The organism is Novosphingobium olei (assembly GCF_037076535.1).
Lineage (GTDB): Bacteria > Pseudomonadota > Alphaproteobacteria > Sphingomonadales > Sphingomonadaceae > Novosphingobium > Novosphingobium olei.
Window position 1 is genome coordinate 2,227,231 of sequence record NZ_AP029021.1, and the last position, 15,866, is coordinate 2,243,096.

Sequence of the window (15,866 nt, forward strand, 5' to 3'; positions counted from 1 at the left end):
GGAGCCAGAACATGGCCAATATCCGCCCGTTCTGCATGCCCAAGTGGGGCATCGAAATGACCGAGGGGACCATCGCCGAGTGGATGGTCAAGGAAGGCGAGGCCTTTTCCAAGGGCCAGACGCTTTGCCTGATCGAAACCGCGAAGATCACCAACGAGGTCGAGGCCGAATACGACGCGGTGCTCAAGCGCCTGCTCGTACCGGCAGGGGATGACGCGCACCCGGTGGGGGCCCTCCTCGCCGTGTTCGCCGATGCCGACGCCACCGACGCCGAAGTCGATGCCTTCGTCGAAGCCTTCAAGCCGGCCGACACCGCCGTCGCGGCCAAGGCCGGCGCGGGCGCAGCTGCCGAAGCGCCCGCCCCTGCCCCGGCTGCGCCAGCCGCCTCGGCCCCTGCGCGCCAACCGATCAAGATCGTCACCAACCGTCCGATCAGCCCCGAAGCGCTCAAGCTTGCCGAAGCCGAAGGCGTCGACATCGAAGGGATCGAAGGTTCGGGCCGGAATGGGCGCATCACCTACCAGGATGTGGCCCAGGCGCTGAAGCCCGAACGCGGGGCCAGCTATCGCGGCACCGTGCTGCTGCCCGAAGAGATCCGCGCGATCTTCGCCTCGCCGCTCGCGCGCCGCATCGCCGCGCAGAACGGCATCGATCTGTCGGGCCTTGCCGGCACCGGCCCGCGCGGCCGCATCAGCAAGGCCGACGTGCTCGCGCTGGTGAAGCCCAAGGCTCCGGCGGGCGCCCCGGTGTTCGGCGCGCCGTTCGAGCCGGTGGACAACCGCCCGCAGGTCCAGCCCTTCGACAAGGTGCGCAAGGTCGTCGCCAAGCGCCTGACCGAAGCCAAGCAGACGATCCCGCACTTCTACCTGCGCGTCTCGGCCGCGGTCGACGAACTGATCGCCCTGCGCAAGACCGCCAACATGGTGCTGGGCGTCAAGGCGTCGATCAACGACTACCTGGTCAAGGCGGTGGCGCTGGCGCTGGTCAGGCACCCCGACGTCAACGTGCAGGTGCATGGTGACAGCGTCCACGTGTTCCCGCACGCCGATGTCGCCATCGCGGTTGCCAGCCCCAAGGGCCTGGTCACGCCGATCGTGCGGCAGGCAGACCGCATGCACATCGCCCAGATCGCGGCCGCCACGCGCGCCCTGATCGACAAGGCGCAGGCCGGTCGCCTTGGCTACGAGGACATGGACGGCGGCACCTTCTCCGTCTCCAACCTCGGCATGTTCGGGATCGAACAGTTCGATGCGATCATCAACCCGCCGCAGGGCGCGATCCTTGCCGTGGGCGGCGTGAACAAGGTGGCGATCGAGCTGCCGAACGGGGACATCGGCTTCGAAAGCCGCATCCAGTTCACCATGTCGGTCGACCACCGCGCCATCGACGGCGCAGCAGGGGCGCAGTTCCTGCAAACGCTGAAGGGCCTGATCGAAGCGCCGGAAGGGCTGTTCCAATGACCCGCAAGATCCACGAACTGGGTCCGGTCGGCCAGCTCGCCTACCTACCCTCGGACTTCGACGCCACGCTGAAGTACTGGACGCAGACGATGGGCGTGGGCCCGTTCTTCCTGATGGAGAACATCCAGCTCACCGACTGCAAGTACAAGGGCGTGCCCACGGACGCGATGTTCTCGATCGCCATCGCCTATTGGGGCGATGTCCAGATCGAGCTGATCCGCCCGGAAAACCGCGAACCGTCGATCTACACCGGCGAATACGCGGTCACCGACCAGCTGCACCACATCTGCATCTTCGTCGATTCCATCGCCGAAGCACGCGCCGCCTGTGCCGAAGCGGGTGCCGAAGTGCTGGTCGAAGGTAAGGTCGGCGATGATGGCGAAGTGATCTACGTCGATCCAGGTGCCAGAGATGGCGGGGGGGGCCCGGGCCACGTGATCGAACTGCTGCAGAACACTGCCGCTGCACCCGGCCTGTTCCAGATGATCAAGGATGCGGGCAAGAACTGGGACGGCAGCGAGCCCTTGCGCAAGCTCGGCTGATCGTCAGCCCCACCAACCGACAGAGGCCCGGTGCACCCGATGCGCCGGGCCTTTTTCGTGTCAGCGTCGCTCCCACAAGGTCAGGTCCTGCGACAGGATCGTGCCCCGCTCGCGCGCCACGTAGCCCTGCCGCATCGCCCGCGCCACGATCGGCGCGGTGTGCGACTGCGGGTCCATGCGAGGGTCGGTCAGCGTGACCACGAAGCGCGGATGCCGGTTGAGCGCGGCCTCGACCAGCGCGCGCTGCGACACGCCCAGCGCGCCGTCCTCGAACCCTGCGCTGTGGTGCGAAGGGAAGGCAAACCGCCCCCCTTGCGTCCCCGTCGCCAGGTAAAGCGATGACGGCCCGTAGACGACATAGAGCCCGCCCGCGCGCCCGCCATCGCCGATGCGCTGCACGATGCGGTCGAACGTCGCCACATCGCGCCGGCTTTCGGCAATGCGCGATGGATAGTTCGCCGCCAGCAGGAACGCCGCCAGCAGCAGCGCCGCGCCAATCTGACCTGCCCGTACGCGCACATCGATGAACGGCACGGCCAGCAGCACCGCCCACGGCACCAGAAAGGCGTAGTAATAGGCCAGCACATTGGCCGTGCTGAAGATCGCCGCGATCGCCCCGGCGGCCAGCGCGGCAAGGATGGCATAGTCGACCTTCGCGTAGCTTCGCCCCATGCGGAAAAAGGCCCACAGCCCCACCGCAGGGGTCAGGAACAGCGGCCCGATCGCCGCCAACGTCTCCGCCGGCCAGCGCCCCACCGTCACCGGGCGCAGGAAGATCGACACGAAGTTGGCAAAGACGAACGCCTGCCCTTCGCCCATCGCCACATAGGCAAGCCACGCCAGCAGCGTCGGCGCTAGCCCGATGGCGGCAAAGCCCAGTGCCTCAGCGCCCAGCCGCAACGGCCGGCGATGCACCTGCCAGCGCTGCACCAGCGCGATCAGGCCCGCCACCGCACAGAACGGTGCGACCGAATACTTGATCTGGATGGCGATCCCGCCGAGCAGCATGGCCAGCGCCAGCGCGCGAAAGCTCCCCCGCCGCACGATCAGCAGCCACGCCATGGCAAGGCACGGCACCGCGAAGAACAGCTCGCTCTGCCCCCCGCGCGAACCATAGGCGTCTAGCCCGAGCAGGTAGAGCGCGGCGCAAACAAGCCCGGTTCCCGTCCCCGCAAGCCTCCGCGCGATCAGGAACGTCAGCATCGCCCCGCCCCAAGCAAAGCCCAGCGCCACCGTGAGGTAGGCATTGGCCCCCGGCCCGAATGCCGCGTGGGCGGCGGCATAGATCAGGAACAGCCCGATCGGCTTGCGGTCCCACACATCGACATACGGCAGCTGCCCGTGCAACATGGCATTGCCGACGTAGGAATAGAACGGCGCGTCAAGATCGGTCGCCGGATTGCCGAACCACCACAACCGGCACGCCAGCGCCATCAGCAGGATCGCGAGCGCAGGCCACCACGCAGCGGCCCGCCCGCCACGCCGCGTCTCGTCCCCTTGCGCCAAAGCCCCCGTCGCCATGATCGTCGCCATGACCGCGAGGCATAGCGGCCCGGCGTTTAAGAGGTCTTAACCATGAACGCCGCGCCACAAGCGAAAGGGGCGGCCCAACGGACCGCCCCCTCGTATTGACCGTCGGTCAAAAGCTCACCCGCGGGTGAAGCTGCCGCCGCTTGCCGCCTTTTCGACCAGCAGCTTGCACGGTTCGATGCCGGCGGCCTTCAGCCCTTCGACGACCTTCGACAGGCCGACGGTATCGCCCCAGAACATCGGCCCGCCGGTGTAGAGCGGCCAGTTGTAGCCCAGGATGCAGGCCACATCGATGTCGCTGGCGCGGATCGCCACGCCTTCTTCCAGCACCTTGGCGCCTTCGTTGACCACCGGATAGAGCAGACGGGCAACGATGTCCTGCTCGCTCAGCGCGCCGGTCGCGGTCACGCCCTTGGCCTTGGCGAAATCGGCGATCACCTGCGCCGCCACCGGGCTGGGCGATGCCTTGCGCTTTTCGTCATAGTCGTAGAAGCCCCCGCCCGACTTCTGGCCCAGGCGGCCCAGCTTGACGAGGTCGCCCGACAGCGTGCGCTCGTTGCTGCCGCGTCCGATCACGTCGAGGCCGACAAGGTCGGTCATCGCAAACGGGCCCATGGCAAAGCCATAGTTGAAGATCGCGGCGTCGATGTCCGACGGGGTCGGCCCTTCGAGCACCAGCGCATTCGCGGCGTAGGAGCGCGGCGCCATCACGCGGTTGGCGATGAAGCCGGGCCCGACGCGCGACACGACCGGCACCTTGGCGATGGTCTTGGCAACCTTCAGCGCGGTCGCCAGCACGTCGTCCGCCGTCTTCGCCCCGCGCACGATTTCCAGCAGGCGCATGACGTTGGCGGGCGAGAAGAAGTGCAGCCCCACCACGTCCTGCGGGCGGCTCGTGGCCGAAGCGATCTCGTCCAGATCGAGGAACGAGGTGTTGGAAGCGAGGATCGCGCCCTTCTTGGCAATGCTGTCGAGCTTGCCGAACACGTCCTTCTTGATGCCCATTTCCTCGAACACCGCCTCGATCACCAGGTCGACGTCCGACAGCGCCTCCAGCCCCAGTGCCGGGGTGATCAGCGCCATGCGCTGTTCCACCTGTTCGGCGGTCATGCGGCCCTTGGCGGCGGTGTTCTCGTAATTCTTGCGGATGACGCCCACGCCACGGTCCAGCGCGGCCTGGTTCATTTCCACCAGCGTCACCGGAATGCCCACGTTGAGGAAGTTCATCGTGATGCCGCCGCCCATCGTGCCGGCACCGATCACGCCGACCTTCTTGATCTCGCGCTCGGGCGTGCCCTTGGGCAGGTCGGGAACCTTGGCGCCTTCGCGCTCGGCGAAGAAGTAATAGCGCTGCGCCGCGCTCTCGGTGCTGGTCAGCAGTTCGAGGAACAGTTCGCGCTCACGCTCCATGCCCTGGTCGAAGGGCAACTCGGCCGAAGCCTCGATCGCCTTGACGATGTTGAACGGCGCCTTGAAGCCGCGGAACGCGCGGGCGTTCTTCTTGAGGTATTCGGCATAGACTTCGCTCTTGCCGCGATAGGGTTCGACCTTGTCCTGCCGGTCGCGCACGCGCACCAGCGGGCCGCCTTCGGCCACCAGCTTCTTCGCGAAATCGATCGCGCCTTCGCGCAGCTTGCCCTCTTCGGCCAGCGCATCGATCATGCCGAATTCCAGCGCCTTCTTCGCGCCGATCGGCTTGCCGCCGGTGATGATGTCGAGCGCGGCCTCGATGCCGACGATGCGCGGCAGGCGCTGCGTGCCGCCCGCGCCCGGCAGCAGGCCCAGGTTCACTTCGGGCAGGCCGACCTTGGCCGAAGGCACTGCCACGCGGTAATGGCACACCAGCGCCGTTTCGTAACCGCCGCCCAGCGCGGTGCCGTGGATCGCGGCGATCACCGGCTTGGTGCCTTCCTCGATCGTCTTGAACACGGCGTTGAGATCGGGGCCCTTCGATTCCTTGCCGAATTCGGAAATGTCCGCGCCGGCAATGAAGGTGCGGCCCGCGCAAATCAGCACGATCGCCTTGACCTCGTCGTTGGCGAACAGTTCGCCGAAGCCGTCGGCCAGCGCCTGGCGCGTCGCCGCGCTCAGCGCGTTGACCGGCGGATTGTCGATGGTGAGAATGCCGATGCCGTCGACGACTTCGGTGGTGCCTACCTGACCCATTGAAACGTTCCTCTCGTCTTTATCGCGGGGCCATGCGGATCGCGCCGTCAAGGCGGATGCTCTGCCCGTTGAAGTATGTGTTGCGTACCAGTTCCAGCGCGAAGCTGGCGAATTCTTCCGGATTTCCCATGCGCTTGGGGAACGGGACCGAAGCGTTCAGCCCGTCCAGCACCTTCTGCGTGTTGCGGGCAAGCAGGGGCGTGTTGAATATCCCCGGCTGGATCGCGTTGACCCGGATGCCCAGATCCATCAGGTCGCGCGCCATCGGCAGCACGAGGCCCGAGACACCCGCCTTGGCCGAACCATAGGCGATCTGCCCCACTTGCGCATCCTGCGCCGCCGCCGACGATGTCAACACGATCGCGCCGCGCTCGCCATCCTCCAGCGGATCGAGCCCCGCCATGCCCAGCGCCGACAGCGACGCCACGCGGTAGGTGGCCGTCAGGATGCCGTGGACTGCAAAGGCATAGTCCTCGCTCGAAAACCGCGTGAAGGCGCCCGTCTCGCGGTTGCGGCCCACGGTCTTTCCCTTGCGGTTGACCATCGCGCAGTGGACGGTCACGCGCTCCTGCCCGTGCGCGGCGCGCGCCGTGGCAAAGCCCGCCTCGACCGAAGCCTCGTCGGTGATGTCCACCTTGACGAACAGCGCGCCGGTCGCCGCGGCGACTTCGGCGCCCAGTTCCTCGTTCAGGTCGAAGATCGCGACTTTCGCGCCCGCCGCCGCCAGCGCCTCGACGGTCGCGCGGCCAAGGCCCGAAGCCCCGCCCGTCACCACCGCCGCGATGCTGGTGTCGATCTTCATTTCAGGAAGCCCTGCAGGCGGCCCTCGATGATGCCTTCGGCCTCGGCGATGATGCGGTCGATCAGCACCTGGCAGGTCGGGATGTCGTGGATCAGCCCCTGGATCATGCCGGCCCAGAACACGCCCTTCGACAGGTCGCCGGTGTCGAGCAGTTCCTTGCCTGCAGTGCCCGCCACCAGTTCGCGCACGTCCTCGAACACCGCGCCCGGCTGGGCCAGACGGCGCACGACTTCGTCCGAAACCGCGCTCTTGCCCACGCGCGCGGTGTTCTTGAAGTTGCGGAAGATCAGGTGGCTGCCGCGCTCGTCGTTGTCGATATAGGCCTGCTTGACGTTGTCGTGCACCGGCGCTTCGACCGTGGCGCAGAAGCGCGTGCCCATGTTGATGCCTTCGGCCCCCAGCGACAGCGCCGCGACCAGGCCGCGCCCGTCACCGAAGCCACCGCTCGCCAGCAGCGGGATCTTCACCTTGTCGGCGGCGGCGGGGATCAGGATCAGGCCCGGAATGTCGTCCTCGCCCGGGTGGCCGGCGCATTCGAAGCCGTCGATCGAGATCACGTCCACGCCCGCCTTCTCGGCCGAAACCGCGTGGCGCACCGCGGTGCACTTGTGCAGGATCTTGATGCCGTGGGGCTTCAGCTGCTCCCAGATCTCACGCACGGCGGGGGTGCCTGCGGTTTCAACCACCTTCACGCCGCCGTCGATGATCGCCTGGGCATAGGCCTTGTAGTCGGGCGAATTGATCGTCGGGAACACGGTCATGTTCACGCCGAATGGCTTGGCTGTCATGCTCCGCGTGCGTTCGATTTCCTCGCGCAGCTTTTCAGGGCTTGGCTGGGTCAGCGCGGTGACGATGCCGAGCCCGCCCGCGTTCGACACGGCCGAAGCCATCTCGGCGGTGCCGACATTCATCATGCCGCCCTGGACGATCGGATGCTCGATCTCGAGCATTTCGGTGATGCGGGTCTTGAAAGCCATGGGAAAAGCCCCCCTCGAAGCTTCTTGAAAAAGGGATGCCCGCCGCCTTCCCTCAAAGGCGACGGGCAAGAGGTTGCCGGCGCGTCAGGCCGGGATCTGGTTGAACGGCACGCCCTTGTCGGGGCGGTGATCCTGCGGCAGGCCGAGGATGCGTTCGGCAATGGTGTTGAGCAACATCTCGTCCGCGCCGCCGGCGATGCGGCCGGTGGGCGCGCTGATCCAGCTGTTGGTCCAGTCCTCGCGCGGAGAGTTGTGCTCGCTATAGGCGAAGCCCGACTGGCCCTTGAGGTCCATGGCCAGTTCCGACAGCTTCTGTCGGCTGCGCACCGCCACCAGCTTGTTGAGCGAGCCTTCCGGCCCCGCTTCCATGCCCGCCTGCATCATCAGCATGGCGCGCGCGGTGATCGATTCCAGCCCCGCGCGCATCGCGTGGTTGCGCGCGATCTGCGAACGGATGCGCCCGTCGGAAATGGCCGGGCGGCCGTTGTAGTCGGTGGTCTTGGCCAATTCGACGAACACGTCGAGCGGGGGGCCGAAGCCGGCGCTGTCGGTCGCGATGTAGCGTTCGATCATCAGCGTGTGCATCGCCACGGCAAAGCCGCCGCCCACCGGGCTCATGCGCTGGCTGTCTTCCAGTCGCACGTCGTCGAAGAACACTTCGTTGACGTGGCTGTCCCCCGCCGCCAGCTTCACCGGCCGCACCTCGACGCCGGGCGCCTTCATGTCGACCCAGTAGTAGGTCAGGCCCTTGTGCTTCTGCGCGGTGGGATCGGTGCGCGCCACGATCACGCCATAGTCGCAATACTGCGCCCAGCTGGTCCACAGCTTCTGCCCGTTGAGCCGCCAGCCGTTGCCGTCCACTTCGGCGCGGGTGCGAAGCCCTGCAAGGTCCGATCCGCCCGAAGGTTCGGAGAAGAGCTGGCACCAGATCTCCTCGCCGCGCAGCGCCTTGACGATGCGCTCCTTCACGAAGTCCTTGTCCTGACCGTAGTGCATCAGGATCGGCACCGGCATGCCCAGCGAAATGCCGAAATAGACCACCGGCATGCCGTACTTGGCCTCTTCGGTGTCGAAGATCAGCTTGTGCGTGTGGGTCAGCCCCTGTCCGCCATATTCCTTGGGCCAGCTGATCCCGCCGAACCCGGCGTCGTACTTGGTCGCCATGTAGCGACGGCCAAGCGCCAGATCCTGCTCCACGTCCAGCCCGCGCCGGGCGTCCTTGCCGAACTCGCCGGCCACGGATTCGAGGAATTCGCGCGCGCTGGCGCGGTAGGCTTCGAAATCGGTCATGCCGCTTCTCCCAGGTGATCCACCAGAAGGTCTTCCCAGAACATCAGGTTGCCCTGCTCCACGGCAAGGCTGCGCGCGCGGCGCATGTGCAGGTGCAGGCCGCCTTCCCACGTGGCGCCGATGCCGCCGTGGATCTGCACGGTATCGCGCGCGGCGGTGTCATAGGCATCGGTCGCCGAAATCCGCGCGTCGGCCGCGGCGAGAAGGAAGTTGTCCTTGCCCTCGCTTGCCACCGCATGGATGCAGTTGGCCCGCGCGATCTCGACGAAGCCGTAAAGCTCGGCGATGCGGTGCTTCACCGACTGGAACGCACCGATCGGCTGGCCGAAGGCCTTGCGCGTCAGCGCATAGTCGCGCGCGGTGAACAGCAGCGCTTCGGCCGCGCCGGTCTGCTCGTGCGCGGTCACCACCGCCATGCGGGCGAGCAGGTCGAGCGCCAGCGCCGATGCCGCCTCACCTTCGACCAGCAGCGTCGCCGGCGTGCCGTCGAACACCAGGTCGGCATAGAGCCGGGTGTTGTCGTAGCTGTCGATCGCGTTGCGCGTCGCGCCCGCAAGATCGGCCAGCACCAGCGCCGGCTTGCCCTGATGGCTCGCCAGCACCACCGCGACGTCGGCGGTGATCCCCGCGGTCACGCCCGGCTTGGTGCCGGACAGCTTGCCGTCGGCAAAGGTCACTTTCGGATTGGCGGGAAGCGGCGCGGTGCCTTCGGCAAAGGCCACGGTGCCGATCGCTTCGCCCGCCGCCAGCTTCGGCAGCCACGCGGCCTGCGCCTCGGCAACGCCGCTCGCCACCAGCGCCTGCGAAGCGCCATAGCCCACGGTCAGGTAGGGCGCGCCGGCGATCACCGCGCCGGCCTGCTGCGCCACCAGGCCCAGTTCGGCAAGGCTCAGGCCCAGCCCGCCATGCTCCTCGGGGATGGCAAGGCCGGTCCAGCCCTGCTCGACCGCCGTATCCCAGAACGGCTTGTCCACCTCACCCGTGGTCGTCAGCAACTTGAGCAAGCGGTCCTTGCTCGTGCGGGCTTCCAGAACGCGCCGCGATTCGGTCGCGATTGCCTGCTGCCCCTCGTCGTAAAGGATCGACATCCCTTTGTTTTCCTGTCCCACACTGCCTGACGCCGGTTGAAAACCGACGTGGCGATTTGTTTAATCGCCCCATTAAACTGGACCGGATGGCGCGGCAAGGCAAGCCGTGAAATGGCCCCGGCAATCGCCTTGCACTAACGGGTTGCCACCGGCCCCGCGCATGTTAATCCATCGGTTAAATAACCGACGAGAGGATCCTCATGTCCAAAACCGTGCGCATCGGCGGCGCCTGCGCCTTCTTCGGCGATTCGAGCGTCGCGCCAACGCAGCTGATCGCGGGCGGGGTCGATTACCTGATCCTCGATTACCTCGCCGAAGCGACGATGTCGGCGCTGGGCAGCCTCAAGCGCCACCGCGCCGATCTCGGCTATGCCAGCGATTTCACCGAATGGGTGTGGAAGGACAACCTCGCCGCGCTCAAGGCCACTGGCACGAAGATCGTCACCAACGCCGGCGGCGTGAACCCCAAGGCCTGCGTCGCGCGGATGCAGGCGATCGCGGCCGAGGCGGGCTACCCCGATTTCAAGATCGCCTATGTCGAAGGCGACGACATGCTCGGACGCCTTGATGACATCGCCGACCAGAGCGAGATGTTCACCCACGCGCCCTTCCCCCCGCGCGACAAGATCATCACCGCCAACGCCTACCTCGGCGGCGGCCCGATCGCGAAGGCGCTGGCCATGGGCGCCGATGTCGTCATCACCGGCCGCTGCGTCGATTCCGCGCTCACGCTCGGCATCTGCATCCACGAATTCGGCTGGGCGCCCACCGACTACGACAAGCTTTCGCAGGCCAGCCTTGCCGGTCACGTGATCGAATGCGGCGCGCAGGGATCGGGCGGCCTGTTCACCGATTGGGAAGACGTACCCGATTGGGAGAACATCGGCTATCCCATCGTCGAAGCCCATGCCGACGGTTCGTTCATCGTCACCAAGCCCGAAGGCACCGGCGGCCTTGTCAACAAGGCGGTCGTCGCCGAACAGATCCTCTACGAAGTCGGCGATCCGCAGGCCTATCTCCTGCCCGACGTCGCCTGCGATTTCACGCAAGTCCGCCTCGAACAGGTCGGCGAAAACCGCGTCCGCGTCACCGGCTCGATCGGCCGCGCGCCCACCGGCAAATACAAGGTCTGCGTCACCTGGGCCGATGGCTTCCGCTGCATCGGCTTCATGGCGCTGGTCGGTCGCGATGCCGCGAAGAAGGCGCAGCGCCAGGCCGAAGCGGTGCTGTCGCGCTGCAACCGCATGCTGCGCGATCGCAACATGGGCCCCTATCGCGCCAGCCGCATCGAACTGATCGGCGCGGAATCGAGCTACGGCGCCAACGCGCGCAACACCGATACGCGCGAAGTGGTCTACAAGCTCGCCGCCGAGCATGACGAGGAAGAGGCCTTCAAGCCCTTCCTGCGCGAATTCGACAGCCCCACCACCTCGATGTCGGTCGGCACCGCCGGCTGGTTCGGCGCCCGCGCGCAAGTCACCCCGGTGTTCCGCGTGTTCTCCGTCGCCATTGCACGCGATGCCGTGCCCGTCACCATCACGCTGGGCGATGCCCAGGAAACACTGACCGAGCCCGTCCCCGCCTCCGTCTTCGACGCATCCGCCATCGAACGCCCCGTCCCGCCCGCGGAACCCGACGCGCGCGGCGAAGAGCTCGTCGAAGTCCCGCTGGTCGATGTCGCCTGGGGCCGAAGCGGCGACAAGGGCGATGCCTTCAACATCGGCGTCATTGCCCGCAAGCCCGACGCCCTTCCCTGGATCCGCGCCGCGCTTTCGCCCGATGCCATGCTCAAGTGGTTCGCGCACGAATTCGAAGGCGGCGCCAATCCCGCCGTGCTGCGCTATGACCTGCCCGGTCTCGATGCGGTAAACCTCCACTTCCTCGACGCGCTCGGCGGCGGCCAGTTCTCCTCCCTGCGCCTAGACCCCCTCGCCAAGGGCAAGGCGCAGCAACTGCTCGACATGCCGATCAAGGTGCCCGCAAGCCTGGTTGCATGAACCCCTCCTCCCCGCCAAGGGGGAGGGGGTGCGGCCCCAAGAAAGAAGAACAGTCCTTCGACAAGCTCAGGATGGGCGGGGTTCGGGGCGAAACCATTACCCGCCAAAATAGCGTCATCCCAGCGAAGGCTGGGATCGCTGGCCGCCAAGCGCCTACCAACCGCTCCGCAAACCGCCAACGATGCCAGCCTACGCTGGCATGACGACCCCGGAAGCAAGAACTACCCCCTCCCCCATACCCGTTGCCCTGAGCCTGTCGAAGGGCTGCCCTTGTCCTTCCAGCGCAACAGCGAGATCGAACGCAGCACCTCCCCAAAGCGCTTGGCCAGCGCCGGAAGACGTCCCGGGAGCGCGAGGGGGTGACCCCCTCGCATCTGCTCTGTTCTCTGCCCTTCCTTCCCGACCTTGACAAAACGTACCATATAGGTTATACGCCCGCCCACGGACCGGGAGCGGCATGGCCGGCTTGCTCTTCGCTCCTTCGGGCCAATCTCCACGATGGGAAAGGCCCGACGCGACCGGCGCGGGTCGGCGCTGCGGGAGCCGGATCTCTCTCACGGGATACGGCAGCGAGGGCGTTAAGCCCCAAGTCCCTCAGGGCAACCCAACGCCACTGCAACGGACGGGCGGATGTGGTGCGGTGGTTCAACCGCGTGCATGCGCCTCCCTGAAGTCACAGTGCCCCATGACCTGCCGAAGATCCGCTTCCACGCCGATCCGATGCCGTCCGGGCTGATCCTTCAGGGACTTCTTCGCTACGGACCGGGCCGCCTTGCGAGCCGCCGCCCGGGTTTCGAGCCCCCGTCCGAATAAAGGCTGAGCCGATCCGGGATAGCCAACGCCCCGCCGGCCACTCGCCACAGCGTTCCTCTTGCCCTCCACGCGCACGCGCCACGCATGGCGCCCGCGCCGGTCGCGCAGGTCCGTATACTTCCCCACGGCGTTATCGTCCGGGCTCGCCGCCGGATAATCGCTCGTGCGCGTCCGGCGGCGGTCCGTGCCCCTTATTTGGGCGGCATGCGGATCGCGCCGTCGAGGCGCAGGTTCTGCCCGTTGAAGTAGCCGTTGCGCACCAGTTCGAGCACCAGGCTGCCGAATTCGGGCGGGCGGCCAAGGCGCTTGGGGAACGGCACCGAGGCTTCGAGCCCTTCGAAGATCGCGGGCGCGCGGTCCTTCACCGCCAGCATCGGCGGGGTGGCGAAGATGCCCGGCATGATCGAATTGACGCGGATGCCGATGTCCATCAGGTCGCGCGCCATCGGCAGGACGAGGCCGTTCACCCCCGCCTTCAGCGAGCCATAGGCGATCTGGCCGATCTGCGCGTCCTGCGCCGCGACCGAGGCGGTCAGCGTGATCACCCCGCGCTCGCCGTCCTCCAGCGGCTCGAGGCTCGCCATGCCCAGCGCCGAGAGCGAGGCGAGGCGATAGCTCGCGATCAGCACGCCGTGCGCGGAATAGGTGTAGTCGTCGGTCGAAAAGCGCTTGTAGGCGCCCTTCTCGCGATCCCAGGCGAGCGTCTTGCCGCCCTTCATCGTCGCCGCGCAGTGCACCAGCACGCGCTCCTGCCCGTTGGCCGCGCGCGCCGCCTCGAACCCTGCGACGACCGATTCCTCGCTGGTGATGTCCACCTTCACGAACGTCGCACCGATCTCGGCGGCGACCTTCTGGCCCCAGTCCTCGTTGATGTCGAAGATGGTGACCTTGGCCCCCGCCCCGGCAAGCACTTCAGCGCTGGCGCGGCCAAGGCCCGACGAACCGCCGGTGACGACGGCGGAAACCGAACTGTCGATCTTCATGTGCTTTCTTCCTCTCTTTTCGTGTTGGTTGTCGTTTCGTCGCCTCATCAGCTTTGGCAGGCTGGCCAAACCGGCAAGGCGCTATAAGTTGCATTGCGCAACGCGCCGGACGTCGCGCGCAATGGGAGAACGAGCATGTCCACTGCTGCCTGGGGCGCCACCGCGCCGGATTCGGGGATGGCCCCGCTGACCATCGAACGCCGCCCGCTTCGCGACGAGGACGTGGCGATCCAGATCACCCACTGCGGCGTGTGCCATTCGGACTTGCACACCGCGCGCAACGACTGGGGCCGCACCAAGTACCCGGCGGTTCCGGGGCACGAGATCGTGGGCATCGTCCGCGCGGTGGGCGCCGGCGTGACGAAATTTGCCGTCGGTGATCGGGTGGCGGTCGGCACCGTGATCGATTCCTGCCGCACCTGCGATGCCTGCACCCACGGGGACGAGCAGTATTGCGAGGTCGGCAACACCGGCACCTACAACGGCACCGACCGGATCGACGGCAGCCCCACCTATGGCGGCTATTCCGCCGATATCGTCGTGGCCGAACCCTACGTGCTGCGCGTGCCCGACAATCTCGACATGGCGGCCGCCGCCCCGCTGCTCTGCGCCGGCGCCACCACGTGGTCGCCCCTGCGACACTGGAAGGTCGGCCCCGGCACGCGTGTCGCCGTGATCGGCCTTGGCGGGCTCGGCCACCTCGGCGTCAAGTTTGCGAAAGCACTGGGCGCCCACGTGACGATGATCACCGGCTCGCCTTCGAAGATCCCCGATGCCGAGCTGCTCGGCGCCGACGAAGTGCTGCTGTCGAGCGACAAGGATGCCATGCGCGCCGCCGCGCGCAAGTTCGACTTCGTGCTCGACACCGTGCCCGTCCGCCACGACGTGACCAAGTACCTGTTCCTGCTCGATCGCAACGGCACGCTGTGCATCGTGGGCATGATCGACATGATGCCCGAACTGCATACAGGATTGCTGCTCGGCGGCCGCCGCGCGGTTTCCGGATCGGGTGTGGCGGGCATTCCCGAAACGCAGGAGATGCTCGATTTCTGTGCCGAACATCAGGTCCTGCCCGAAATCGAGATGATCCGCATGGACGAGATCAACCACGCCTTCGAGCGGATGGAGCGCGCCGACGTGAAGTACCGCTTCGTCATCGACATGGCCACGCTCGCCCCCGCTGCCTGACGGCTCAGCCCCAGCCGGCCTCGACGGCGGCCAGGCGCTTGCGCCAGCCGTCGCCGGGGACGCGCGCGGCGAATTCCTGCGCCAGCCGCGCGACAAGCCCGGCCACCGGCTCGATCCCGTCGATCAGCCCCACGCTCTGCCCCGCGCTGAACGTATCGCGCCAGCCGACCAGGCCTTCGGGCAAGTCGACCTTTCCGGGCGAGCGGATCGTCACGTCGTCCAGCCCGGCTTCGGCGAGCGAATCCCGGATCCAGTTGGCCGGCACGCCGTTGATGGCCGCCGAAACGACGATGCCATCCACCCCGGCGCGTTCGATGTGGCTGCGGTGCCCTTCGACCACGCCGCTTTCGGGCGTGGCGATGAAGCGCGTGCCCATGCAGGCGATGTCGCCGCCCAGCGCCAGCGCGCCCGCCATGCCCGCTGCGTCGGCGATCCCGCCCGCCACGATCAGCAGTCCGTCCCACACGCGGCGAACCGCCGGCACGAAGGCCAGCGGGGTGAGGAACCCGGTGTGCCCGCCCGCGCCCGAGCAGGTCACCATCAGTCCATCGACGCCCACCGCGATCGCCTTTTCGGCATGGCGCATCGTCGTCACGTCCTGGATGACCTTGCCGCCCCAGCCGTGCACCCGCTCGACCACCGCGGAAGGATCGCCAAGGCTGGTCAGCACCAGCGGCACGCGGTGCTTTTCCAGCAGGTCCAGCTTGGCCGGCCCGGTCGGCTCGGTAGCGATCCGCGCGGGCAGGTTGACGATGGCGGGGCCAGCAGCCGGACCAGCCCCCGGATCGGCCGCCAGCGCTTCGAGATAGCGCTCGAATTCGTCCATCTGGGTGTAGGTGCCGCCCTGCCAGCCGGCGATGATGCCGGCGCGCGCGCAGGCGGTGGCGAGATCGACCGAGGAGGCAATGCTCATCGGCGCGCACATCAGCGGGGCGGAAAGTTTCTCGAACATGCCGCAGTGATGGCCTTAATCAACCGACTAATCAATTCCCATAAAGGTACACTTTGCCCGAACGAAAGTGTTGCCGCA

General features: G+C 67.1%; 12 protein-coding genes. 4 read left to right on the plus strand and 8 right to left on the minus strand.

The window, feature by feature from the left end:
- The first annotated feature begins 11 nt into the window (after positions 1-11).
- A complete protein-coding gene (locus AACH40_RS10510) occupies positions 12-1,460 on the plus strand; it encodes a dihydrolipoamide acetyltransferase family protein (protein ID WP_338642368.1) in 1,449 nt (482 codons plus the stop codon).
- Positions 1,457-2,002 carry a VOC family protein gene (locus tag AACH40_RS10515; protein ID WP_169492998.1) on the plus strand — a complete coding sequence of 182 codons (546 nt, stop codon included), beginning with the start codon at positions 1,457-1,459 and terminating at the stop codon, positions 2,000-2,002. Before AACH40_RS10510 ends, AACH40_RS10515 begins: the two co-directional genes overlap by 4 nt.
- 60 nt (positions 2,003-2,062) lie before the next feature.
- Here AACH40_RS10515 and AACH40_RS10520 read toward each other — a convergent pair whose 3' ends face one another.
- From AACH40_RS10520 to AACH40_RS10545, 6 genes are all read right to left on the minus strand, one after another.
- The gene (locus tag AACH40_RS10520) at positions 2,063-3,535 is read right to left on the minus strand and encodes a hypothetical protein (protein ID WP_338642369.1); all 1,473 of its coding nucleotides are present in this window, start codon (positions 3,533-3,535) and stop codon (positions 2,063-2,065) included.
- 114 nt (positions 3,536-3,649) lie between these two features.
- Positions 3,650-5,698 carry a 3-hydroxyacyl-CoA dehydrogenase NAD-binding domain-containing protein gene (locus AACH40_RS10525; protein WP_338642370.1) on the minus strand — a complete coding sequence of 683 codons (2,049 nt, stop codon included), beginning with the start codon at positions 5,696-5,698 and terminating at the stop codon, positions 3,650-3,652.
- 19 nt (positions 5,699-5,717) lie between these two features.
- Complete coding sequence (locus tag AACH40_RS10530; RefSeq protein ID WP_338642371.1) at positions 5,718-6,500, minus strand: SDR family oxidoreductase; 783 nt, start codon at positions 6,498-6,500, stop codon at positions 5,718-5,720.
- Positions 6,497-7,477, minus strand: coding sequence for an NAD(P)H-dependent flavin oxidoreductase (locus tag AACH40_RS10535; protein WP_169493002.1), 981 nt, complete (start codon positions 7,475-7,477; stop codon positions 6,497-6,499). Before AACH40_RS10535 ends, AACH40_RS10530 begins: the two co-directional genes overlap by 4 nt.
- Positions 7,478-7,561: 84 nt before the next feature.
- Complete coding sequence (locus AACH40_RS10540; RefSeq protein ID WP_169493003.1) at positions 7,562-8,767, minus strand: acyl-CoA dehydrogenase family protein; 1,206 nt, start codon at positions 8,765-8,767, stop codon at positions 7,562-7,564.
- Complete coding sequence (locus tag AACH40_RS10545) at positions 8,764-9,855, minus strand: acyl-CoA dehydrogenase family protein (protein WP_338642372.1); 1,092 nt, start codon at positions 9,853-9,855, stop codon at positions 8,764-8,766. The genes AACH40_RS10540 and AACH40_RS10545 overlap by 4 nt, the downstream gene beginning before the upstream one ends.
- A gap of 200 nt (positions 9,856-10,055) precedes the next feature.
- Between AACH40_RS10545 and AACH40_RS10550 the strand changes: the two genes are divergently transcribed.
- The gene (locus AACH40_RS10550) at positions 10,056-11,852 is read left to right on the plus strand and encodes an acyclic terpene utilization AtuA family protein (RefSeq protein WP_338642373.1); all 1,797 of its coding nucleotides are present in this window, start codon (positions 10,056-10,058) and stop codon (positions 11,850-11,852) included.
- Positions 11,853-12,856: 1,004 nt separating this feature from the next.
- Here the strand turns inward: AACH40_RS10550 and AACH40_RS10555 are convergent.
- Entirely contained in the window at positions 12,857-13,648 is a 792-nt protein-coding gene (locus AACH40_RS10555; protein WP_338642374.1) for an SDR family oxidoreductase, read from the minus strand.
- 135 nt (positions 13,649-13,783) lie between these two features.
- Between AACH40_RS10555 and AACH40_RS10560 the strand changes: the two genes are divergently transcribed.
- Entirely contained in the window at positions 13,784-14,836 is a 1,053-nt protein-coding gene (locus AACH40_RS10560; RefSeq protein ID WP_169493007.1) for an NAD(P)-dependent alcohol dehydrogenase, read from the plus strand.
- 4 nt (positions 14,837-14,840) lie between these two features.
- Here the strand turns inward: AACH40_RS10560 and AACH40_RS10565 are convergent, their stop codons facing one another.
- Positions 14,841-15,788 carry a nitronate monooxygenase gene (locus AACH40_RS10565; RefSeq protein ID WP_338642375.1) on the minus strand — a complete coding sequence of 316 codons (948 nt, stop codon included), beginning with the start codon at positions 15,786-15,788 and terminating at the stop codon, positions 14,841-14,843.
- Between the last annotated feature and the right edge of the window lie 78 nt (positions 15,789-15,866).

Bases quoted from the DNA above. Each gene is read 5' to 3' on its own strand.
- AACH40_RS10535 (WP_169493002.1), bottom strand. From the start codon at position 7,477: ATGGCTTTCAAGACCCGCATCACCGAAATGCTCGAGATCGAGCATCCG.
- AACH40_RS10530 (WP_338642371.1), bottom strand. From the start codon at position 6,500: ATGAAGATCGACACCAGCATCGCGGCGGTGGTGACGGGCGGGGCTTCG.
- AACH40_RS10545 (WP_338642372.1), bottom strand. From the start codon at position 9,855: ATGTCGATCCTTTACGACGAGGGGCAGCAGGCAATCGCGACCGAATCG.
- AACH40_RS10515 (WP_169492998.1), top strand. From the start codon at position 1,457: ATGACCCGCAAGATCCACGAACTGGGTCCGGTCGGCCAGCTCGCCTAC.
- AACH40_RS10560 (WP_169493007.1), top strand. From the start codon at position 13,784: ATGTCCACTGCTGCCTGGGGCGCCACCGCGCCGGATTCGGGGATGGCC.
- AACH40_RS10540 (WP_169493003.1), bottom strand. From the start codon at position 8,767: ATGACCGATTTCGAAGCCTACCGCGCCAGCGCGCGCGAATTCCTCGAA.
- AACH40_RS10510 (WP_338642368.1), top strand. From the start codon at position 12: ATGGCCAATATCCGCCCGTTCTGCATGCCCAAGTGGGGCATCGAAATG.
- AACH40_RS10525 (WP_338642370.1), bottom strand. From the start codon at position 5,698: ATGGGTCAGGTAGGCACCACCGAAGTCGTCGACGGCATCGGCATTCTC.
- AACH40_RS10520 (WP_338642369.1), bottom strand. From the start codon at position 3,535: ATGGCGACGATCATGGCGACGGGGGCTTTGGCGCAAGGGGACGAGACG.
- AACH40_RS10555 (WP_338642374.1), bottom strand. From the start codon at position 13,648: ATGAAGATCGACAGTTCGGTTTCCGCCGTCGTCACCGGCGGTTCGTCG.
- AACH40_RS10565 (WP_338642375.1), bottom strand. From the start codon at position 15,788: ATGTTCGAGAAACTTTCCGCCCCGCTGATGTGCGCGCCGATGAGCATT.
- AACH40_RS10550 (WP_338642373.1), top strand. From the start codon at position 10,056: ATGTCCAAAACCGTGCGCATCGGCGGCGCCTGCGCCTTCTTCGGCGAT.